We start from the raw sequence: 21,124 nt of genomic DNA, 5'->3' as shown, positions 1-21,124 counted from the left end.
CTGCGCGCCACCGGTAGGTTCCCCATAGTCAGGGAGATCGAGTGGCCACATCCTCCCCGCGCCGTCCCGGCACGTCCGGGAACACCTCCGGAACCTCCGTTCCGGAACGGCGCACGTACGTCCTCGACACCAGCGTCCTGCTCGCCGACCCCGGGGCGCTGACCCGGTTCGCCGAGCACGAGGTCGTACTCCCCATCGTCGTCATCTCCGAGCTGGAGGCCAAGCGCCACCATCCAGAGCTCGGGTACTTCGCCCGGCAGGCGCTGCGCACGCTGGACGACCTGCGGCTGCGGCACGGCCGGCTGGACGAGGCCGTGTCCGTGCAGGGGCCGCACGGCGACCAGGGCGGCACGCTCCGCGTCGAGCTGAACCACTCCGACCCGAGCGTCCTGCCGGACGGCTTCCGGCTCGGCGACAACGACACCCGGATCCTGTCGGTGGCCGGCTGGCTGGCCCACGAGGGGCGGGACGTCGTGCTCGTCTCCAAGGACCTGCCGATGCGGGTGAAGGCGTCCGCGGTCGGGCTCGCCGCCGAGGAGTACCGGGCGGAGCTCGCCGTCGTCGAGTCGGGCTGGACCGGCATGCGTGAGCTGGAGGTGCCCGCCGGGCCGGTCGAGGAGCTGTACGAGACGGGGCGCACGGACCTGGAGGAGGCCAGGGACCTGCCCTGCCACACCGGCCTGCGGCTGCTGTCGGAGCGCGGGTCCGCGCTCGGCCGGACGCTGCCGGACAAGTCGGTGAAGCTGGTGCGCGGCGACCGGGAGGTGTTCGGGCTGCGCGGCCGGTCCGCCGAGCAGCGGATCGCGCTCGACCTGCTCATGGACGAGGACGTCGGCATCGTCTCGCTCGGCGGGCGGGCCGGCACGGGCAAGTCGGCGCTCGCGCTGTGCGCGGGCCTGGAGGCCGTCATGGAGCGGCGCCGGCACCGCAAGGTCGTGGTGTTCCGCCCGCTGTACGCGGTCGGCGGCCAGGACCTCGGCTACCTGCCCGGCTCGGAGAACGAGAAGATGTCGCCGTGGGCGCAGGCCGTCTACGACACGCTGTCGGCGGTGACGACTCCCGAGGTCATCGAGGAGGTCGTCGACCGCGACATGCTGGAGGTCCTGCCGCTCACCCACATCCGGGGCCGCTCGCTGCACGACGCGTTCGTCATCGTGGACGAGGCGCAGTCGCTGGAGCGCGGCGTGCTGCTGACCGTCCTGTCGCGGATCGGCGCCGGGTCGCGGGTCGTGCTGACCCACGACGTCGCGCAGCGCGACAACCTGCGGGTGGGGCGGCACGACGGGGTCGCGGCCGTGGTGGAACGTTTGAAGGGGCACCCGCTCTTCGCGCACGTGACGCTGACCCGGTCGGAGCGGTCGCCGATCGCCGAGCTGGTCACCGACATGCTCGGTGACGTGGGCGCGTAGCGGGCGGACGGGAGCACGTCGAAACCCCGGTGGGCCTGGTGCGGCCCGCCGGGGTTTCTTGTCTCAGAACACGTGCATCCATTCCCTACGGAACGTGATCACCAAACCCCGGACCGTTGAAGTGTGATTAAGGTCACAACGCCCGCCACTTTGCGGGAGATGCCCAGGCCCGTCAGGGGTTTCGGTGGTTCGTCCGGGGAGTTGACAACGATCCCACCGGCCGCATTTGTCTCGTTTCGGTTGCGAAGCGGCCCGCAGGCTCCGGCATTGTGTCTCCCCGTAAGCACCCCCGAGCGGTGCCAGGCCGGAGCGCGGCCCCCCAGTACGACGCGCACCGGACGCGGCGCCGGTCCGGGCCCGGAGCCGCGCGACGTCCCGGCGGTCCGCAGGGCCAAGGGTGGAAACAGCTCGTGCGCGTGCCCATGCGCGTGCGACCGTCGGAAGGACCGCCTTGTACGGAGACCGTCCCGGGTCCCCTAGGCGAGACGATCGACAGAACTTCGACCTCCCGGCCCCCGTCGCCGACGCGATGGCCGCCTTCGGGGCGCCGGCCCCGGCCCCCGGCCCGGCCCCGGCGCGCGAGGGCGCGCCCCCGGTGACCGCGCCGCAGCCGGCCGTCGCCGTGCAGCAGGTGCCCCACGAGGACGATGTGCGGGTCGCCGGCACCGACCGCACCCGCGCCGGCGCCCCGGCCGGCGACACGCTCGGCTTCCAGGCCATGCGGCCGGACATGCCGGAACCCCTGCGCACCGGCGTCTCCGCCGGGGAGCCGCACGACGAGATCGGGTCCGGCCGGCCCGCGCCGCAGGGCGCGCGGCGGGGCGGGGCCGGCGGCTCCGGCCGGCGCACCGGCCTGCGGATCGCCGCGGTCGCCGCGGGCGCGGCCGTCGTGATCGGCGGCGGCGCGGTCGCCGCGTTCGCGCTGACCGGCGGCTCCGGCGACGGCGGCGACTCGGCCGCCACCGTCAAGCCGTCCCGGCAGCTTGCCGATGCCGCGCCCAAGGTCGACCCGAAGGTCCTGGAGCAGCAGCGCCGCGAGCTGGCCCTGGAACGCGCCTCCCGCGTGACGCGCGAGGACGACGGCAAGGGCCCGGCCCTCCGCCCCAAGGGCGCGCCGATCCCGACCAAGAAGCCGGAGCCGAAGAAGGACACCGGCAGCGGCGGCGGCCCGGTCGGCGACCCGGTGCCGAAGGGCGAGGCGCAGGAGATCGCCAAGAGGCTCATGCCGAGCTTCGGCTTCACCGGCGACGGCGAGTTCGGCTGCCTGGTCAAGCTCTGGGACCGGGAGAGCGGCTGGAACACCCACGCGGCCAACCCGTCCGGCGCGTACGGGATCCCGCAGGCGCTGCCCGGCTCCAAGATGGCGAGCGCGGGCCCCGACTGGCAGAACAACGCCACCACGCAGATCAAGTGGGGCCTCGGCTACATCAAGGACCGCTACAAGACGCCCTGCGGCGGCTGGTCGCACTTCCAGTCGGCCGGCTGGTACTGATCCCGGCCCGGCGCGTCCCGGCGCCCCTGCGGGCCGCTGGGACGCGTACAAGCCTCACTTGCCGGACGAACCGGTCATCCGCAGCACGTCGAGCGCCTCGTCGAGCTGCTCGACGGTCAGCCTCCCGTCGTCCACGTAACCGCGTTCGAGCACGACCTCGCGGATCGTCCGGCGCTCCTCCAGCGCCTGCTTGGCGACCTTCGCCGCCTCCTCGTAGCCGATGTAGCGGTTCAGCGGCGTCACGATCGACGGCGAGGACTCGGCGTACTCGCGCATGCGGTCCGCGTCGGCCTCGATGCCGTCCACGCAGCGGTCCGCGAGCAGCCGGGACGCGTTCGCCAGCAGGGTGATCGACTCCAGCAGGTTGCGGGCCAGCATCGGCAGCATCACGTTCAGCTCGAAGTTGCCGGACGCGCCGCCGAACGCGACCGCCGCGTCGTTCCCGATGACCTGCGCGGCGACCTGCGCCACCGCCTCGGGGATCACCGGGTTCACCTTCCCCGGCATGATCGACGAGCCGGGCTGCAGGTCCGGCAGCCGGATCTCGGCGAGCCCGGCGCGCGGGCCGGAGCCCATCCAGCGCAGATCGTTGACGATCTTGGTGAGGCTCACCGCGACGGTGCGCAGCGCGCCGCTCGCCTCCACCAGGCCGTCCCGCGCGCCCTGCGCCTCGAAGTGGTCGCGGGCCTCGGTCAGCGGCAGCCCGGTGACCCGCGCGATCTCCGCGATGACGCGGGCGGCGAAGCCCTCGGGGGTGTTGATGCCGGTGCCGACCGCCGTGCCGCCGAGCGGCAGCTCCGCGAGCCGCGGCAGGACGGACTCCAGCCGCTCCACGCCGTGCCCGATCTGCGCCGCGTAGCCGCCGAACTCCTGGCCGAGCGTCACCGGCGTCGCGTCCATCAGGTGCGTGCGGCCCGACTTCACGGTGGTCGCGAACTCCGCGGCCTTGCGCGCCAGCGCCGCCTCCAGATGCCGCAGCGCGGGCACCAGGTCGTTCAGGACGGCCCCGGTCGCCGCGATGTGGATCGACGACGGGAACACGTCGTTGGACGACTGGGAGGCGTTCACGTGGTCGTTGGGGTGGACGGGGCGCCCGAGCCGCTCCTCCGCCAGCGTCGCGACGACCTCGTTCGCGTTCATGTTGGACGACGTCCCGGACCCGGTCTGGAACACGTCGATCGGGAACTGGTCGTTCCACCGGCCGTCCGCGACCTCCCGGGCGGCCTCGGCGACCGCGCCGGCGATGTCGGCGTCGAGGACGCCGAGCTCGGCGTTCACCGTCGCCGCCGCGGCCTTGATCTGGCCGAGCGCGGCGATGTGCGCGGCCTCCAGCGGCCGGCCGGAGACCGGGAAGTTCTCCACCGCGCGCTGCGTCTGCGCCCGCCACTTGGCCGCCGCCGGCACCCGCACCTCGCCCATGGAGTCGTGCTCGACCCGGAACCCCTGCTCGGACATGGAAGCCTCCCGCTGCGATCTTCGGCCGTCCCTCATGCCAGCCCGCCGCAGGACTCCCGCATTCCCCGGGGTGGGCATTCTCACTCCCGGTTCCGGCTCACTCCTTGTTCAGGGTGTAGTTCTTGCGCTCCTTCGGCTTGCCGGCCGGCTCCTCCTTGCCGTTCACCCACACGTCGCAGGCGGAGGCGTCGTAGACCACGGCGTTGAGGCGCGGCTGGTCGTACTGCCGCAGGTCGCCGGTGTGCAGGCTCTCGTCGGTGAGCACCGTGATCGTGTCGCCGGGCACCGAGACGAAGATCTTGCACTCGTCGTTGCGGGCCCGCACGACCAGCGTGCTGGACTCGACCCCGGGCGGCACGGCGGCCCGCGGAGGGTTCGCCGGGCCGGAGGACGTGGCGGCGGCGGTGGGGGAGGGCCCGGGGCTCTCCTTCATCATCCCGACGATGAGGGCGGTCGCGCCGATCCCGCAGGAGGCGACGGTCGCGCCGATGAGCGCGATCACCGCCATCAGCCGGTAGCGGGGCGTCGGCGGGCGGCGCCCGGACCGCGGCCCGGCGAGCGCCCGCTCCAGCCGGTCGACGGCGCGCGCGTGGCTGAGCCGGCGGGTCGGGTTCTTCTCCAGCAGCCCGGTGATGACGGGCGCGAGCGCGCCCGCGTTCTGCGGTGACGGGGTCGACTCGTTCGCCAGCGCGGACAGCGTCGCCATCACGTTCTCGCGCTCGAACGGCGGGCGGCCCTCCAGCGCGGCGTACAGCGTCGCGCCGAGCGACCACAGGTCGGACCGCGGGGTGGCCTTCTCCCCGGCGGCGACCTCGGGCGCCACGTACGCGGGCGAGCCCATGAAGTGGCCCGTCTTCGTCAGGCTCGCCGAGCCGGAGGAGAACGCGAGGCCGAAGTCGGTCAGCACGACCCGGTCGCCGTCCAGCAGCACGTTGCTGGGCTTCAGGTCGCGGTGGACTATCCCGGCCTTGTGCGCGACGTTGAGCGCGTCGAGCAGGGCGCGGCCGATGTGCGCGACGCGTTCGGGCGGCAGCGGACCGGAGCGCTCGATCAGCTGCTCGAGGCTGGGCGCCTCGATCATCTCCATCACGATCCAGGGGCGGCCCTGCTCGATGACGACGTCGTACACCTCGACGATGGAGTGCGTGCGCAGCTGCGCGGGCGCGCGCGCCTCCCGGAGGGTACGGCGGTAGAAGACCACCCGGTCGTCCTCGGAGAGGTCCTCGGGGAGCCGCAGCTCCTTGATCGCCACCGCGCGATCGAGGAGCTCGTCATGCCCTCTCCAGACGGTGCCGTTGGCACCCTGACCTATTTCCGAGACCAGCCGGTAGCGCGTCGCTAGAACGAGGCGCTCTGACTGTGACATGGCGGAAAAGATACCGGAGTGGCCAGGCGGTCATCGGGGAGACCTCAGCAGGAACCAAATATTTGGCCCAATACTGTGACCTACCGACGAGAAACAACGGCCATGGGCGCCCTGCGGGCCCCTCGGAGGCCCGCGGGACGCCCCCTCGGACGCCCGGCGGGACGCCCGGCGGGACGCCCCCGCAGGACGCCCCGCCGGGTGTCAGCGCCTGCCGATGGTGAGGACGGGACCGGTGGTGTCGGCGAAGAAGTCCTCGCCCTTGTCGTCGACCACGATGAACGCCGGGAAGTCCTCGACCTCGATCTTCCAGACGGCCTCCATCCCGAGTTCCGGGTATTCCAGAACCTCGACCTTCTTGATGCAGTCCTGGGCGAGCCGCGCGGCCGGTCCGCCGATGGAGCCGAGGTAGAACCCGCCGTGCTCCTTGCAGGCGTCGGTGACCTGCTTGGACCGGTTGCCCTTGGCGAGCATGACCAGCGAGCCTCCGGCGGCCTGGAACTGCTCGACGTAGGAGTCCATCCGGCCGGCGGTGGTCGGGCCGAACGACCCGGACGCGTAGCCCTCCGGCGTCTTGGCGGGCCCCGCGTAGTAGACGGCGTGGTCGCGCAGGTACTGCGGCATCGGCTCGCCGGCGTCCAGCCGCTCCTTGATCTTGGCGTGCGCGATGTCGCGGGCCACGACGAGCGGGCCGGTCAGCGACAGCCGCGTCTTCACCGGGTAGCGGGTCAGCTCGGCGCGGATCTCGTCCATCGGGCGGTTCAGATCGATCCGGACGACCTCGTCGTTCAGGTGCTCGTCGGTCGTGTCGGGCAGGTACTGGGCCGGGTCGGTCTCCAGCCGCTCCAGGAACACGCCCTCCGCGGTGATCTTGGCGAGGGCCTGCCGGTCGGCGCTGCACGACACCGCGATCGCCACCGGGCAGGACGCGCCGTGCCGCGGCAGCCGGATCACCCGCACGTCGTGGCAGAAGTACTTGCCGCCGAACTGCGCGCCGATCCCGAGCTTCTGCGTCAGCTCGAACACCTGGAGCTCCAGTTCCAGGTCGCGGAAGCCGTGGCCGAGCGGGGAGCCCTCCGTCGGCATCGTGTCCAGGTAGTGGGCCGAGGCGTACTTGGCCGTCTTCAGCGCGTACTCGGCGGACGTCCCGCCGACCACGATGGCCAGGTGGTACGGCGGGCACGCGGCCGTGCCCAGCGAGCGGATCTTCTCCTCCAGGAAGGACATCATCCGCTTCGGGTTCAGGACGGCCTTGGTCTCCTGGTACAGGAACGACTTGTTCGCGCTGCCGCCGCCCTTGGCCATGAACAGGAACTTGTAGGCGTCGCCCGGCGCCGCGTACAGCTCGATCTGCGCGGGCAGGTTGCTGCCGGTGTTCTTCTCGTCCCACATCGACACCGGCGCCATCTGTGAGTAGCGCAGGTTCAGCTTCGTGTACGCGTCGTACACGCCGCGCGAGATGTGCTCCTCGTCGTTGCCGTCGGTCAGGACGTGCTGGCCGCGCTTGCCCATCACGATCGCGGTGCCGGTGTCCTGGCACATGGGCAGGACGCCGCCGGAGGCGATGCCCGCGTTCTTCAGCAGGTCCAGCGCGACGAACCGGTCGTTGGGGGACGCCTCGGGGTCGTCCAGGATGCGGCGGAGCTGCGCGAGGTGCGCCGGGCGGAGCAGGTGCGCGATGTCGCGCATCGCGGTCTCGGTGAGCAGCCGCAGCGCCTCCGGCTCGACCTGCAGGAACGTCCGCCCGTTCGCCTCGAAGGCGGACACGCCGTCGGAGGTCAGCAGCCGGTAGTCGGTCTCGTCCGGGCCGAGCGGCAGCAGGTCGGTGTAGGAGAACTCAGGCATCTCAGGCAGATCCTCGCGCGATTCCGATGGGGGCCGCCTCACAGGTTACGGGCTCGGGAACGGCCGGTTCACGGGGGGCGACCCGGGCCCGCAGCCCGACCGCGACGCCCGCCGCGACCAGCGCGGCGCCCGCGAGATCCGCCGGTCCCGGCCGGTCGAGGCCGAGCGCGACCGTCGTGACGACCGCGCTGACCGGGATCAGCCCCGCGAACAGCCCCGCGCGGTCGGCGCCGAGCCGCCCGATCGCGTCGTACCAGAGCAGGAACGCGATCACGGTGACGACCGCGGACAGGTAGGCGAAGCCCGCCAGCTCGGCACCGGTCGGGACGCGCAGCACCGCCGCCCCGTCCGCGGCGACGCCGACGGCCAGCAGCATCGGGGCGGCGAGCGCGGCCGAGTACGCGGAGACCCGCAGCGGGCCGAGCCGGGGCAGCAGCGGGACGGCCAGCAGCGAGAAGCACACCTCCCCGGCGAGCGCGCCGAGCGAGAACAGCAGCCCGCGGACGCTCCCGCCGCCGAGGCCGTTGGCCAGCGCCGCCCCGGCCGCGACCACGCAGGCCGCCGCCACGACCGGCGGGGCCGGGCGGCGCCGCTCCAGCAGCGGCCCCGCCAGCGCCAGGACGACCGGGGACGCCGCGATCACCGTGCCGATCGTGGCCGGGCTCGTGTCCCGGGTCGCCTCGACGATGCAGACGTTGAACGCCACCAGCCCCGTCGCCGCCAGCGCGGCCAGCAGCAGCCAGTCGCGCGGCGACGGGCGCGCCGCGGGTCCGCCGGCGAACCGGGCGACGGCCAGCAGGACGGCCGCGGCGACCGCGTACCGGACCGCCTGGCCGCCGAACAGGGGATAGGACGCGATCGTCGCCGACACCGCCGTGAGCGTGCCGACCAGGAACATCGCGGTGCCGGCACCGGCCGTGCCGCGTCGCTGAGAGCCGTTCATGGAGGAAACGCTAGAAGCGCATTGGCTCATCTCCCAGGGCCATTGGCTACGCTGAATCGTGGACCAATGCGACCTTCGTGACGCTCCCGCCACCTCCCGGCGCTGAGTGTGGTGTGACCGACCTTCACCTTCCCTTGGACCGGTCCGCCGGCAGGCTGGCGGCGCAGATCGCCGCGGGCTTCCGCGCGGCCGTTCGCTCCGGCCGGCTGACCGCCGGGACCCGGCTGCCGTCGAGCCGCGACCTGGCGCGCGACCTGGACGTCTCCCGCGGCGTCGTCGTCACCGCCTACGAGCAGCTGACCGCCGAGGGCTTCCTCATCGCGCGGCGCGGCGACGGCACCCGGATCGCGCCGCTCGCCCGCCCCGACGGGGACACCGCGCCGCCCGGCGAGCCGGCCCCGCGTCCCGGCGCGCCGGACCGGCTGGACGGCGACCCCGCGCCCCCGGCGTCCCACGACCTCACCCCCGGCCGCCCCGACCTCGCCGCCTTCCCCCGCGAACGCTGGATCGCCGCCGCCCGCGCCGCGCTGCGCACCCTGCCGCACGACGCGCTCGGCTACCCCGACCCCGGCGGCGTCCCGGCCCTGCGCGCGGAGCTCGCCGGCTACCTCGGCCGGGTCCGCGCCGCGCACGCCGACCCCGGCCGGGTCGTGATCATGAACGGGGTGGCGCACGGGCTGTCCGCCCTCCTCGCGCTGCTGCGCGCGCAGGGCGGCAACCCGGCGCTCGCCGTCGAGGACCCGACGAGCGCCCGGCAGCTGCCGATGATGGAGTCCGCCGGGCTGCGGCTCGCCCGCGTCCCCGTCGACGACGAGGGCCTGGACGTCGCGGCGCTCGCCCGCAGCGGCGCCCGCGCCGTCCTCGTCACGCCCGCGCACCAGTACCCGACCGGCGTGGTGCTGTCCGCCGCCCGCCGCGCCGCCCTGATCGCCTGGGCGCGGGACGTCGACGGCCTGATCCTGGAGGACGACTACGACGCCGAGTTCCGCTACGACCGCGACCCCGTCGGCTGCCTCCAGGGCGTCGACCCCGACCGCGTCGTCCTGCTCGGCTCGGTGAGCAAGTCCCTCGCGCCCGCGCTGCGGCTCGGCTGGGCCGTCGCCCCGCCGGCCCTCGCCGCGCGGCTGCGCGACCACCGCTCCCGCACCGACCTCGGCGCCCCCGTCGTCGAGCAGCACGCGCTCACCGAGTTCCTCCGCACCGGCGGGTACGACCGGCACCTGCGCACCATGCGGCGCCGCTACCGGGCCCGGCGGGACGCCCTCACCGCAGCCCTCGCCGCCCACCTGCCCGCCGCGAGGGTTCACGGCGTCTCAGCGGGCATCCACCTCTACGTGGAACTACCGCCCGGATGCGACGAGGACGCGGTCGTGGCCGGCGCCGCCCGGATGGGCGTCGCCGTCACCGGCGCCCGTTCCCTCTGGTCGGCCGGACGCGCCGCGGACGCGCCCCCCGCGCTCGTCCTCGGCTACGCGGGCCTGAGCGAGACCCGCCTGGTCAAGGCCGCGGAACTGCTGGGTCAAGCGGTTACCCACGGTGCCGATGGGTAGAACTCGCATCCCCGGTGTAGGAGGTATGGATGAGTCTGGATGAGGCCGCACGGCAGCTGAAGATGGCCGGCCACGACGCGCAGGTGGCCTTCGACTGCATCGGCTTGGGCGACCTCGAACGGGCACAGGAGCACGCCGTGACCCTCCGGGCCGCCGCCGACGCCGCCGAGGTCGCCCTCAGCCGAGCCCTGACGGACATGACCCCGGAACAGGCCCAAGCCGAAGGCGAGAAGGCCATCAGGTCACTGGAAGACGCGTGATCTCCCAGGGGGGCGACCCCCTGGAACCCCCGTCACGAGCTGTGTTGGCCCAGGGGGGCGACCCCCTGGAACCCCCGTTGCGAGCTGTGTTGGCCCAGGGGGGCGACCCCCTGGAACCCCCGTCACGAGCCGGTCGATCCTCACGCCACTGTGCGGGTTTGTTGTGACCGTGCGGGTTTGGCGGTGTCGCTGCGGTCGCCCGGCTCGGCGGGCAGGCCCGCTCCGGGCGCTAGAGCGCCCTCCGCGTGCCTGCCCGTGCTCCGGTGGTTGAGGTTCGGACCGTGGGGGTTAGGGCGTTCTCCGCGCGTCCGACTCTTGGTCTGGTGGGTGTTGGAACGTCCTCTGGTGGTTGGGGGTCAGACTGTGGGGCGTTCCATGGCGGGGGCGTTTGGGTCGGCGCCTGGTAGTGGTTTCGGGGCGAAGCCCTTGGCTGTTGCGAAGACGACCAGGATCAGGGCCGTGGGGACTATGAAGGCCAGGCGTAGGCCGTGGTCGGAGCTCATGGGGGCGATGGCGCCCACCACGGCGGCGCCCAGGACGAAGCCCACGTAGTTGAAGATGTTCACGCGGGACACGGCCACGCCCAGGCCCGTGGGGTCGACCCGGGCGGCGGCGGTGAAGGAGACCGGGGCGATCACGCTGAGGCCGAGGCCGGCCACGGCGAACGCGGCGATCGCGAAGGCCGCGTTCGGGGCCGCGACGACCCCGGCCATGCCGACGATGCCGACCAGGCCGCCGATCCGCACCACCTGGACGGCGCCCGAGCGGCGGACGGCGAAGTCGGCGACGCCGCGGCTGATCACCATCGTGATCTGGTAGGCGACGTAGCCGAGGGGGGCGACCCAGTCGCTCGCGGACAGTTCGTCGTCCAGGTACTTGGCGCCGTAGTTGGAGATCGCCGCGTCGGCGAGGTAGGCCACCGCCATCGCGGCGCCGACGACGAGGATCGGGCGCCACGGGACGCTGCGCCCGGCGGCCTTCAGCTCCTCGGCGGTCGGCCCGCCGCCCTCCTCAGCGCGGCGGTACAGGCGGTGCCCGGTGGCGAGGGAGCCGGCGATCCCCGCGGCGGCGGCGATCGCGAAGCAGGCGGACAGCGGCAGGTCGATCTTGTTGGACAGCGACGCCCAGAGCCCGCCGAGGATGCCCGCGACGCTCCACACCGCGTAGAAGCCGGTGATCAGGCTGAGCCCGTAGCGGCGCTCGACCGCGACCGCCTGCGCGTTCATCGAGGCGTCCACCGCGCCGACGAACAGGCCGAACAGCGCGACCGCGGCGTACAGCGCGATGTCGTTGTCGCCGGTGAGGCCGATCAGCGCGATCATGACGGCCACGGCCGGCTGGGCGACGCGCAGCACCGGGCCGCTGCCGAGCCGCTGGAACAGGGCGCCGGACGCGACGCTCCCCACCCCGGCGACCAGCGGCACCATGAGCAGCACCAGCGACAGCGTGGCGTCGCTCAGGTGGTGCGCCTTCTGCAGTTGCGGCACCTGCGTGACCAGCGAGGCGAAGCACAGCCCCTGGACGGCGAACGCCGTGTACGCGGCGAACCGGGCCTGGCGGTCCCGCGCGGTGGTGCCCTGGGTCATGCGGCCCGACCTCTCTGGCAACGTGAAGAAGATTCGCGTCAGCGTAGGGACAGCGTACGTGCCGGGTCAATCGTCAATCGACGAGGCGCCTGCGCATGCCCCGGACGGCGATGAGCCACATCAGCGCGGCGAAGGCGACCAGCGCGCCCAGATGGCCGAGATCGGCCAGCGGGTCCAGCCCGAACACCGCGTCCCGGACCAGCTCCACGCAGTGGTAGAGCGGGTTCAGGTAGGACGCCTTCTGCGCCCAGCCCGGCAGCGCGTCCACCGGGAAGAACGTCCCGGCGATCAGGAACAGCGGGGTCACCACGCCGGTGATCACGTAGTCGAACGAGTTGATCGACGGCACCACCGAGGACGTCCACATGCCGAACAGGCCGAAGCCGAGCGCGGTGAAGAACGTCACGAACGGCACCAGCAGCATGCCGAACGCGGGGTCGAGGCCGAAGAACAGCGCCACGATCAGCGGCGTGCACGAGTACACCGCCGACTTGGCCGCGATCCACAGCGCCTCGGCCGTCACCAGCTCGTGGACGTCCACGGGCGCCGCCAGCATCGCGTCGTAGGTGTGCTGGAACACGCGCCTGATGTAGGCGTTGAACATGCCCGGGAAGATCGACGTGAACAGCGCCGCCGTCCCGACGACGCCGGTCGCGACGAAGTCCAGGTACCGGAACCCGGCGACCACCGCGACCATCGAGCCGAACCCGTAGCCGAACGCCAGCAGGTAGAACGTCGGCTCCACCATCGACGCGAACGACTGCGACATCCAGTACCGCTTGTAGAGGGCCAGCTCGTGCCGCCAGATGCCCCGCACCGGCGCGAACTCGAACCGCCGGAGCTGCGGCGCCCGCTCCGCGTCCGCTGCGCTCATTCGACGCGCTCCCCGGTCAGCACCACGAACACGTCCTCCAGGCTCGCGGCGCGGCGCACGCCGTCCGGGCCCAGCTCGTCCTCCAGCGAGGGCGGGATCGTCTCGGCCTTCAGCACCGACACCGACGGGCCGGTGCGGCGCGTCGGCAGGCCCGCGGCCCGTGCCAGCCGCTCCACCTCCGCCAGCCGGTCCGGCGGGCCGTGGTGCTCGACGACCCGCTCGCCCGCGTACTCGGCCACCAGCTCGGACGGCGACCCCCGCGCGATGACCCTGCCGTGCGACATCAGCGCGCACTCGTCGGCCAGCCGCTCGGCCTCCTCGATGTAGTGCGTCGACATCAGCACGGTCGTGCCCGCGGCCCGCAGCCCGTCGATCAGCCCCCACAGCTCCGCCCGCACCTGCGGGTCGAGGCCCACGGTCGGCTCGTCCAGCAGGACGAGCGCGGGCCGGTGCACCAGCCCGCGGGCGATCAGCAGGCGCCGCCGCATGCCGCCCGACAGGTCGTCCACCTTCGTGCGCTGCCGCTCGGTCAGGTGCGCGATCGCGAGCGCGTCGTCCACGGCCCTGCGCCGGTCCTTGCGCGGCACCCGGTACAGGTGCGCGAACACCTCCAGGTTCTCCCGCGCGGTCAGCTCCTCGTCGAGGTTGTCCTGCTGCGGGACGACCCCCATCGCGGCCCGCGCGCGCTTGGACTCCCGGGGGACGCTGAAGCCGAGCACCTCGATGCTGCCCTCGGTGGCGATCGCCTGCGCGGTCAGCATCTTCATCGTCGTCGACTTCCCGGCGCCGTTCGGGCCCAGCAGCCCCAGGCAGACCCCGGTCGGGACCTCCAGGTCCAGCCCGTCCACGGCGGTGAAGCCGCCGAACCGCTTCACGACGCCGCGCAGGCTGATCGCCGCCGTCCCCGCCCCGTCCCGGGCGGCCGCGATCTGGGCACGTTGCAAGGTCATACCCCTCACCCTAGGGACGGGGGCCGCCGCGGCCCCAACGGTTTTCCCGCAGGCCGAGCGCCCGCCGGAGGTTAACCTCTAGGGGTGGACGTCCCCCATCGCCCGGCCGGCAAGGCCACCAGCGTGCGCGACCTCCGCGCGTCCGACGCCGACCGGGAGCGCGTCGCCGCCGTGCTCGGCGAGGCCCTCGCGGACGGGCGGCTCACCATGGAGGAGCACTCCGAGCGCACCTCCCGCGTCTACGCCGCCCGCACCCTCGGCGAGCTCACCGGCCTCACCCGCGACCTCAGCCCCGAGGAGGCCCAGCCCATCCTCGTCGACGACCGCCCTGTCTCGGTGTTCTTCGGCCGCACCCGGCGGGAGGGCCGCTGGGTCGTCCCGGTGAAGCTGCCGCTGCTCGCCCTGTTCGGAACGGTCGAACTCGACCTCCGCGAAGCCGTCATGCAGCGCCGCCACGTCGTGGTCGACACGCTCGTCCTCGGCGGCCGGATCCGGCTGATCGTCCCCGACGGCGTCGGCGTCAGCGTCACCGGCCGCACCATCCTCAGCACCCGCGACCTGCGGGCCCGTCCCGCGCAGGACGGGCCCACGGTCGAGGTCGGCGGCACGATGATCTTCGGCTCGGTGCGCGCCCGCGCGCCGAGGCGGTCGCTGCGCGCCCGCGTCCGCGGCCGGCTCGGCCGGGGCCGCTAGACCGCCGTGTCGAAGTTGATCGCGCTGTAGGCGCGCAGCTTGCTCAGCTGGTGCTCGCTGGAGATCGTCCGGATCGTCCCGCTGCGCGAGCGCATCACCAGCGAGTGCGTCACCGCCGTCCCCTTGCTGTAGCGGACGCCGTCGACCAGCTCCCCGTCGGTGATCCCGGTCGCGGCGAAGAACACGTCGTCGGACGTCACCAGGTCGTCGGTGGTCAGCACCCGGCCGAGGTCGTGCCCGGCGTCCTTCGCCTTCTGCTTCTCCGCGTCGTCCTGCGGCCACAGCCGGCCCTGGATCACCCCGCCCAGCGCCTTGATCGCGCACGCCGCGATGATGCCCTCCGGGGTGCCGCCGATGCCGAGCAGCAGGTCCACGCCGGTGCCCGGACGGGACGCCATGATCGCGCCGGCCACGTCGCCGTCCAGGATGAACTTGATCCGCGCCCCGGCCTCGCGGACCTCCTTCACGATGCCCTCGTGGCGCGGCCGGTCCAGGATGCAGACGGTCACGTCGTGCGGCGAGGACCCCTTCGCGCGGGCGATCGCGCGGATGTTGTCGGCGATCGGCCGCTCGATGTCGACGACGTCCGCCGCCTCCGGGCCGGTCACCAGCTTCTCCATGTAGAACACGGCGGACGGGTCGAACATCGACCCGCGCGGTGCCACCGACAGGACCGCGATCGCGTTGTTCATGCCGAGCGCGGTCAGCCGCGTCCCGTCCACGGGGTCGACCGCGACGTCGCACTCGGCGCCGGAGCCGTCGCCGACCTCCTCGCCGTTGAACAGCATCGGCGCGTGGTCCTTCTCGCCCTCGCCGATCACGACGACGCCCTGCATGGACACCGTGTTGATCAGCTGGCGCATGGCGTTCACCGCCGCCCCGTCGGCGCCGTTCTTGTCGCCCCGGCCCACCCAGCGGGCCGCGGCCATCGCGGCGGCCTCGGTCACCCGGACGAGTTCCATCGCCAGGTTGCGGTCGGGGGCCTCCGGCTCGGTCGCCAGCGGGGAGGAAACGGTGGTCTCATCGGACATGACGGGGCAGCCCCTTCGTTCGGTGGTGCCTCGGATTCTCCGTGGACCGGACGGCGGGCCACAAATTGGACCAGACCAGCCGAACGCACGGATCGTACCGGCACCCGCGGTACCAGCCCCGCGCGGCGCCCTGATTTGACGGTCACGCGGGCAAGGGATCGTTTCCCCATGGGAGAGGGCGTAATCTCAGGCACCATGAGCAGCGACATCGACGTCTCGTCCGGCGAGGTGGCCCGCGACGGGGGTGCGCAGCGCCCGGCCGAGGCGCCCGCCCGGACCTCCGACCGCGGGGCCGCCACGCGCGGCGCACTGCTGACCGCGGCCAGGGACGTCTTCTGTGCGTCGGGGTTCGCCCAGGCCGCGGTCACCGACATCGTCGCCAAGGCGGGCGCCAGCGTCGGCAGCCTCTACCACCACTTCAACGGCAAGGCGGACCTGTACCTCACGCTGTTCGAGGACTTCCAGGGCCGCCAGCAGGAGCGCACCCGCGAGGCGATCAACGCCGTCCGGGAGGCCGGCGAGACCGACCCCATGCGGCAGTTCATCGCCGGCGCGGGCGCCTACCTGAACGGCTGCCTCGACGAGCGCGACGTCGCCCGGCTGTTCATCTCCGGCGACGGCCCGCCCGGGTTCGACCGCGTCATGCGGCAGCGGCTCAACAAGTGGGCGCGCCGCAACGCCGCGCTGTTCCACACCCCCGGCGGCGGCGTCGACGAGGCCCTCGTCACCGTGCTCACCGGCGCGATGGCGGGCGCGGTCTCGGAGATCTCGCTGATGGACGACGAGGACGCCGCCCGCCGCCACGCCGAGGAGATCATGGGCATCGTCGGCACGATCCGCAACCCCCGTACGGAGCAGCGCTGACCGTGGGGGATCCTGGAGGGGTGACCGACAAGACCCCTTCCACCGCCGCGGAGCCCGCGGAGCCCGAGGCGCACGCCGAGGACGGCGCGGAGACCGCGCGCGAGCAGGAGACCCCGGCCCGGCGGGACGCGTCCGGGCGGCCGATCGTCGAGGTCAGCCCCGGCGTGCACAAGCGGCTGACCACGGGGCTCGGCGGCTTCACGCTCGCGATGGCCGCGTGCCTGCTGCTGGTGCTGGCGATCTACGTCGTGTCGCCGCGCGGCGACAAGGAGGTCCTGCCGACCGTCGACTACAGCTCGCAGCTGTGGGCGATGCGCAGCGACGCGCCCTTCACCGTGTACGCGCCCGTGGGCCTGCCCGCCGACTGGCGCCCGAACAGCTCCCGGCTGAACGGGCTGAAGTCGGGCGGCGAGGACCCCGTCTCCTGGCACCTCGGGTTCGTGACGCCGAGCGACGAGTACGCGGCGCTGGAGCAGAGCAACGAGAAGGCGTCCGAGTACATCCCGCGCATGGCGAACAGCAGCACGCCCGTCGGGACGCAGCAGGTCGGCGGCGTCACTTGGACGAAGTACCACCGCAAGGACAAGAAGGCGAACACCCTCGCCCGCACCCTGCCGGACGGCGTGAGCCTCGTGGTGACCGGTACCGCGTCCTACCAGGAGCTGGCCGTCCTGGCGGCGTCGCTCAAGCCGCAGAGCAGGGAGGGCGCGACGCTCGCGCCCTCGCCGGCGGCGACACCGGCCTCCTGACCGTCAGAACGGGGCCGCGTCCCCGTTCCCCGGCCGGTCGAGGGCGGCGGCGAGCCGGGCGCGGGCGCCCTCCAGCCACTCCTCGCACACCGCGGCGAGCTTCTCGCCCCGCTCCCACAGGCCGAGCGACTCCTCCAGCGTGAGCCCGCCCGCCTCCAGCCGCTTGACGACCTCGGTCAGCTCGTCCCGTGCCTGCTCGTACGACGGCTTCTCCGCCGTCCCCTTGTCGTCCGCCACCTGCCCCACCTTAAGACCCCTCACGGCCGGTCACGGCCACGTCCAGGCGCCCGTCGGACAGCCGCACGTGCAGATGCTCCCCGTCCTCGACGGCCGCGGACGCGCGCACGACCGACCCGTCCTCCCGCTGGACGATCGCGTAGCCGCGCTCCAGCGTCGCGGCGGGGGAGAGGGCCAGCAGCCGGGCGCGGGTGTGCGACAGCTCGTCGCCGGCCCGGTCCAGCGCCCCGGACAGGCACCGGCGCGTCCGGTCCCGCAGCGCCGCGACCTGCTCGGACTGCCGCTCGATCTCCCGCACCGGGTCGGCCAGCGCGGGCCGCGACCGCACCGCCTTCAGCCACGCCAGCTCCCGGTCGACGGCCCCCGCCAGGCAGCGCCGCCCCCGGTCGCGCAGCTGCCGGACGAGTTGCAGCTGCTCCCGCACGTCGGGGACGGCCTTCTTCGCCGCGTCCGTCGGGGTCGAGGCGCGCACGTCCGCGACCAGGTCCAGGATGGGGGAGTCCTGCTCGTGCCCGATCGCGCTGACCACCGGGGTGCGGGCCGCCGACACCGCCCGGACGAGCGCCTCGTCGGAGAACGGCAGCAGGTCTTCCATCGCGCCGCCGCCCCGCGCGATGATGATCACATCGATCTCGGGATCGGCGTCCAGCGCCCGCAGCGCCTCCATCACCTCGCCGACCGCGTACGAGCCCTGCACCGCGGTGTTCTCCACCCGGAACGCGACCGCGGGCCAGCGCCGCCGGGCGTTCTGCAGGACGTCGTGCTCGGCGTCGGAGTCGCGGCCGCAGATCAGCCCGATCTTCCCGGGCAGGAACGGCAGCGGCCGCTTGCGCTCCGGCCGGAACAGCCCCTCCGACGCCAGCACCTGCTTCAGCCGCTCCAGCCGGGCCAGCAGCTCGCCGACCCCGACCGGGCGGATCTCCAGCACGCTCAGCGAGAACGTCCCCCGGTTGATCCAGAAGTCCGGCTTGGCGTGCACCACGACGCGGGCGCCGTCGGTCACCGCCGGCCCGGCGGCCTCGAATACCGCGCGCGGCCCGACGACCCGCACCGACATGTTCGCCACCGGGTCGCGGAGCGTCATGTAGACCGTCCCGCCGCGGGCGTTGAGATCGGTGATCTGCCCCTCGACCCAGATCCGGCCGAGCCTGCCGATCCAGCCGCTCACCGCCTGCAGGACCGTCCGCACCGGAACCGGGGATTCGGCCGTGGTCTCCATCGCCATGCAGGAACACTACTGACTACGACCTTGAGGAGAGTGAACGTGACCGCATCCGAACGCGAGCTCGCCGAGCAGCTCAACCTGCGCCTGCGCCATGTCGTGCTGATGCTGCGGCAGGTGAGCGCCGACCAGCCGGTCACGCCGCAGCAGCTGTCCGTGCTCGGCTCGCTGGAGCACGGGCCGCGCCGGATGACCGAGCTGGCCGCCGAGCACGGCGTCCGGCTGCCGACCATGACCGCGCAGATCAACCGGCTGGAGCGCGACGGGCTGATCACCCGCGGCCGGGACGGCGCCGACGCCCGCGTCGTCACGGCCCGGCTCACCGCGGCGGGCCGCGACCGGCTGGCCGAGGGACGGGAGCGCCGGCTCGCGTTCCTCACCGAGCGGCTCGCGAACCTGACGGACGCGGAGCGCGCACTGGTCGCGGCGGCCCTGCCCGCCCTCGACAAGCTCCTCGGCGGGTCCTGACACGCGGAAGCCCCCGGCCGGGCCGGGGGCTCCTCCGTCGCGGCGGGGCGTCAGCCGAGGCCGTTGAGCTTGGCGATGCGGCGCTCGTACATGCGGATGACGTCCTCGCGGCCGGCGTGCTTGCGCTCGTACTCGCGCAGCAGCTTCACCTGCTCGACGGACAGGCCGCGCAGGCGCGCCCGCAGCTGCGGCAGCGTCGCCGTGTCGTAGTTCGGGACCGGCAGGTCCTCGGCGATGTGCGCGGCCTCCGCCGGAGCGGCCGGCTTGTTCTCCGGCTTCGGCTCGAACGCCTTCTCGTCCTGCGCGACCGCCTTCTCCGTCGCCTCGTCCGATGCCTCGGCCGGCGCGGCCTCCGCGGCCGGCTCCGGCTCCGCCTTCTTCGCGGGCGCGGGCTTCTTCGCGGGCTTCCCGGCCTCGGCGGGCTTCCCGGCGTCGGCGGGCTTCGGGCTCGGGGCGGGCCGGGCCTGCGGCGCGGGCTCCGGCTTCGGCTCGGACGGCACCGGCTTCGGCGCGGGCCGGGCCACCGGCGCCCCCGTGTCGGCGCGCTCGTCCGCCGGCTTGGCGTGCCTGCGGCCCAGCGCGCCCGGCTTGGCGGGCTTCGGCGGCACCCCGGGCCGCGCGTGCTTCGGCGTGTGCCGCGGCTCGGCGCCGGGCTTGCCGACGGAGATCTCCTCACCGGCGGTGCGCGCGGCGGACGCCCGGCCCGCGGGCCGGGTCCGGCGGACGGGCTCCGGCTCGGGCTCGGCCTCCTCACCGCGGACCCGCTCGACCACGCGCCCAACGACCTTCTCGGCCGTGGTCTGGACGTCGTCGCGCAGCCGCCCGATCACCGGCTTGACGCCGCCGCCCTCGGTGATCTCCTTGTAGTCCCGGGTGAGCCGGTCGCCCAGCAGCAGCGCCCGGCCGACGCCGAACATGGCCAGCCGGACGGCGTGCAGCGGGAGATCGCGGACCTGCTCGCCCACCGTGTCCCGGACCTGCTCCTTGAGGCGGCGCGGCGATTTCGTCATCGACTCTTCCTCTTCCTGCCTCGTCTCGTGAGGACCACTCTGCCCCATGGGTGCGATGAGGGTCTCCCCGGGTTAATGGATTTCTGTCCAAAAACGGCATGGAGTCGGTCACAGCCCGGTCACTCCTATGCCCCGGTCACTCGTACGATAGAGCCATGACCGCCAACAGCCAGCGCCGTGTCCTGCTCGCCAAGCCGCGTGGTTACTGCGCAGGCGTCGACCGGGCCGTCCAGACGGTCGAGATCGCCCTGGAGAAGTACGGGGCGCCGATCTACGTCCGCAAGCAGATCGTGCACAACGTCCACGTCGTGAAGACGCTGGAGGAGCGCGGCGCGATCTTCGTGGACGAGACCGAGGAGGTCCCCGAGGGGTCGATCGTCGTGTTCTCCGCGCACGGCGTGGCGCCCGTCGTGCACGAGGAGGCCAAGGGCCTCGACCTGCGCACCATCGACGCCACCTGCCCGCTGGTCACCAAGGTCCACAAGGAGGCCGTGCGGTTCGCCGCGCAGGACTACGACATCCTGCTGATCGGCCACGAGGGCCACGAGGAGGTCATCGGCACCACCGGTGAGGCGCCCGACCACATCCACCTCGTCGACGGGCCCGACGACGTCGCCAACGTCCGGGTCCGCGACCCCGAGAAGGTGGCGTGGCTGTCGCAGACCACGCTGTCGGTGGACGAGACCGTCGCCACCGTCGAGAAGCTCCGCGAGCGGTTCCCCAAGCTGATGGACCCGCCGTCCGACGACATCTGCTACGCCACCCAGAACCGGCAGGTCGCCGTGAAGGAGATGGCGGCGCAGTCCCAGCTCGTCATCGTCGTCGGCTCCACGAACTCCTCCAACTCCGTGCGGCTGGTCGAGGTCGCCAAGGAGCACGGCGCCGACGACGCCCACCTCGTCGACTACGCCGAGCAGATCGACCCGGCCTGGCTGGAGGGCGTCACCACCGTCGGCGTCACCAGCGGCGCGTCCGTCCCGGACGAGCTGGTCCAGGAGGTCCTGGCCTGGCTCGCCGAGCGGGGCTTCGGCGAGGCGGAGGAGATCGAGTCCGTCCAGGAGCGCATGCGCTTCTCCCTGCCCAAGGAACTCCGCAAGGACCTCCGCATCACGCCGGTCTGACC

At 73.2% G+C, this 21,124-nt stretch carries 20 protein-coding genes; 9 read left to right on the top strand and 11 right to left on the bottom strand.

Annotated features, from left to right (window positions below):
* Positions 1–41: 41 nt before the first annotated feature.
* A complete protein-coding gene (phoH2, locus tag ABFX46_RS05965; RefSeq protein ID WP_346040323.1) occupies positions 42–1,409 on the top strand; it encodes an RNA 5'-3' helicase PhoH2 in 1,368 nt (455 codons plus the stop codon).
* Between the two features lie 595 nt (positions 1,410–2,004).
* Entirely contained in the window at positions 2,005–2,901 is an 897-nt protein-coding gene (locus ABFX46_RS05960) for an aggregation-promoting factor C-terminal-like domain-containing protein (RefSeq protein WP_346040322.1), read from the top strand.
* A 54-nt stretch (positions 2,902–2,955) separates the two neighbouring features.
* Here ABFX46_RS05960 and ABFX46_RS05955 read toward each other — a convergent pair whose 3' ends face one another.
* From ABFX46_RS05955 to ABFX46_RS05940, 4 genes are all read right to left on the bottom strand, one after another.
* Positions 2,956–4,356, bottom strand: coding sequence for a class II fumarate hydratase (locus ABFX46_RS05955; RefSeq protein ID WP_346040321.1), 1,401 nt, complete (start codon positions 4,354–4,356; stop codon positions 2,956–2,958).
* A gap of 97 nt (positions 4,357–4,453) precedes the next feature.
* Positions 4,454–5,722, bottom strand: coding sequence for a serine/threonine-protein kinase (locus ABFX46_RS05950; RefSeq protein ID WP_346040320.1), 1,269 nt, complete (start codon positions 5,720–5,722; stop codon positions 4,454–4,456).
* Between the two features lie 201 nt (positions 5,723–5,923).
* Entirely contained in the window at positions 5,924–7,564 is a 1,641-nt protein-coding gene (locus ABFX46_RS05945) for a fumarate hydratase (protein ID WP_346040319.1), read from the bottom strand.
* A gap of 1 nt (position 7,565) precedes the next feature.
* Entirely contained in the window at positions 7,566–8,507 is a 942-nt protein-coding gene (locus ABFX46_RS05940) for an EamA family transporter (protein WP_346040318.1), read from the bottom strand.
* Between the two features lie 113 nt (positions 8,508–8,620).
* On the opposite strand from ABFX46_RS05940, the gene pdxR reads away from it, so the two are divergent.
* On the top strand, positions 8,621–10,057 hold the full coding sequence (gene pdxR, locus ABFX46_RS05935; RefSeq protein WP_346040317.1) for a MocR-like pyridoxine biosynthesis transcription factor PdxR: 1,437 nt from the start codon (positions 8,621–8,623) through the stop codon (positions 10,055–10,057).
* A 29-nt stretch (positions 10,058–10,086) separates the two neighbouring features.
* A complete protein-coding gene (locus tag ABFX46_RS05930) occupies positions 10,087–10,317 on the top strand; it encodes a hypothetical protein (RefSeq protein ID WP_163061242.1) in 231 nt (76 codons plus the stop codon).
* A gap of 356 nt (positions 10,318–10,673) precedes the next feature.
* Here the strand turns inward: ABFX46_RS05930 and ABFX46_RS05925 are convergent, their stop codons facing one another.
* The 3 genes from ABFX46_RS05925 to ABFX46_RS05915 all read right to left on the bottom strand — a co-directional run bounded on the left by ABFX46_RS05925 (position 10,674) and on the right by ABFX46_RS05915 (position 13,727).
* Positions 10,674–11,903 (bottom strand): MFS transporter, encoded by a 1,230-nt coding sequence (locus ABFX46_RS05925; RefSeq protein WP_346040316.1) that lies wholly within the window; start codon positions 11,901–11,903, stop codon positions 10,674–10,676.
* 73 nt (positions 11,904–11,976) lie between these two features.
* Positions 11,977–12,777: an ABC transporter permease gene (locus ABFX46_RS05920; protein ID WP_346040315.1), complete on the bottom strand. Its 801-nt coding sequence runs from the start codon at positions 12,775–12,777 to the stop codon at positions 11,977–11,979.
* Positions 12,774–13,727 (bottom strand): ABC transporter ATP-binding protein, encoded by a 954-nt coding sequence (locus ABFX46_RS05915; protein WP_346040314.1) that lies wholly within the window; start codon positions 13,725–13,727, stop codon positions 12,774–12,776. The genes ABFX46_RS05920 and ABFX46_RS05915 overlap by 4 nt, the downstream gene beginning before the upstream one ends.
* An 84-nt stretch (positions 13,728–13,811) precedes the next feature.
* On the opposite strand from ABFX46_RS05915, the gene ABFX46_RS05910 reads away from it, so the two are divergent.
* The gene (locus ABFX46_RS05910) at positions 13,812–14,420 is read left to right on the top strand and encodes a DUF1707 SHOCT-like domain-containing protein (protein WP_346040313.1); all 609 of its coding nucleotides are present in this window, start codon (positions 13,812–13,814) and stop codon (positions 14,418–14,420) included.
* On the opposite strand, the gene glpX is transcribed toward ABFX46_RS05910, so the two are convergent.
* Complete coding sequence (glpX, locus tag ABFX46_RS05905) at positions 14,417–15,451, bottom strand: class II fructose-bisphosphatase (RefSeq protein WP_131943127.1); 1,035 nt, start codon at positions 15,449–15,451, stop codon at positions 14,417–14,419. The genes ABFX46_RS05910 and glpX overlap by 4 nt on opposite strands.
* Positions 15,452–15,646: 195 nt before the next feature.
* Here glpX and ABFX46_RS05900 point away from each other — a divergent pair, with 195 nt between their 5' ends.
* Entirely contained in the window at positions 15,647–16,315 is a 669-nt protein-coding gene (locus ABFX46_RS05900) for a TetR/AcrR family transcriptional regulator (RefSeq protein ID WP_346040312.1), read from the top strand.
* Positions 16,316–16,335: 20 nt separating this feature from the next.
* Positions 16,336–17,064 carry a DUF4245 domain-containing protein gene (locus ABFX46_RS05895; RefSeq protein WP_346040311.1) on the top strand — a complete coding sequence of 243 codons (729 nt, stop codon included), beginning with the start codon at positions 16,336–16,338 and terminating at the stop codon, positions 17,062–17,064.
* Positions 17,065–17,067: 3 nt separating this feature from the next.
* Here the strand turns inward: ABFX46_RS05895 and ABFX46_RS05890 are convergent, their stop codons facing one another.
* Together ABFX46_RS05890 and xseA are read right to left on the bottom strand one after the other, a co-directional pair.
* Positions 17,068–17,301: an exodeoxyribonuclease VII small subunit gene (locus ABFX46_RS05890; RefSeq protein WP_346040310.1), complete on the bottom strand. Its 234-nt coding sequence runs from the start codon at positions 17,299–17,301 to the stop codon at positions 17,068–17,070.
* 10 nt (positions 17,302–17,311) lie between these two features.
* Entirely contained in the window at positions 17,312–18,526 is a 1,215-nt protein-coding gene (gene xseA, locus ABFX46_RS05885) for an exodeoxyribonuclease VII large subunit (RefSeq protein ID WP_346040309.1), read from the bottom strand.
* A gap of 39 nt (positions 18,527–18,565) precedes the next feature.
* Between xseA and ABFX46_RS05880 the strand changes: the two genes are divergently transcribed.
* Positions 18,566–18,991, top strand: coding sequence for a MarR family winged helix-turn-helix transcriptional regulator (locus ABFX46_RS05880; RefSeq protein ID WP_346040308.1), 426 nt, complete (start codon positions 18,566–18,568; stop codon positions 18,989–18,991).
* A gap of 50 nt (positions 18,992–19,041) precedes the next feature.
* On the opposite strand, the gene ABFX46_RS05875 is transcribed toward ABFX46_RS05880, so the two are convergent.
* A complete protein-coding gene (locus tag ABFX46_RS05875) occupies positions 19,042–20,001 on the bottom strand; it encodes a DUF8129 domain-containing protein (protein WP_346040307.1) in 960 nt (319 codons plus the stop codon).
* Positions 20,002–20,156: 155 nt separating this feature from the next.
* Here ABFX46_RS05875 and ABFX46_RS05870 point away from each other — a divergent pair, with 155 nt between their 5' ends.
* Positions 20,157–21,122 (top strand): 4-hydroxy-3-methylbut-2-enyl diphosphate reductase, encoded by a 966-nt coding sequence (locus ABFX46_RS05870; RefSeq protein WP_346040306.1) that lies wholly within the window; start codon positions 20,157–20,159, stop codon positions 21,120–21,122.
* Positions 21,123–21,124: the final 2 nt, after the last annotated feature.

This window comes from Actinomadura chokoriensis, assembly GCF_039529475.1.
Taxonomy (GTDB): domain Bacteria; phylum Actinomycetota; class Actinomycetes; order Streptosporangiales; family Streptosporangiaceae; genus Spirillospora; species Spirillospora bangladeshensis.
This window is presented reverse-complemented; position numbering and strand designations above follow the sequence as displayed.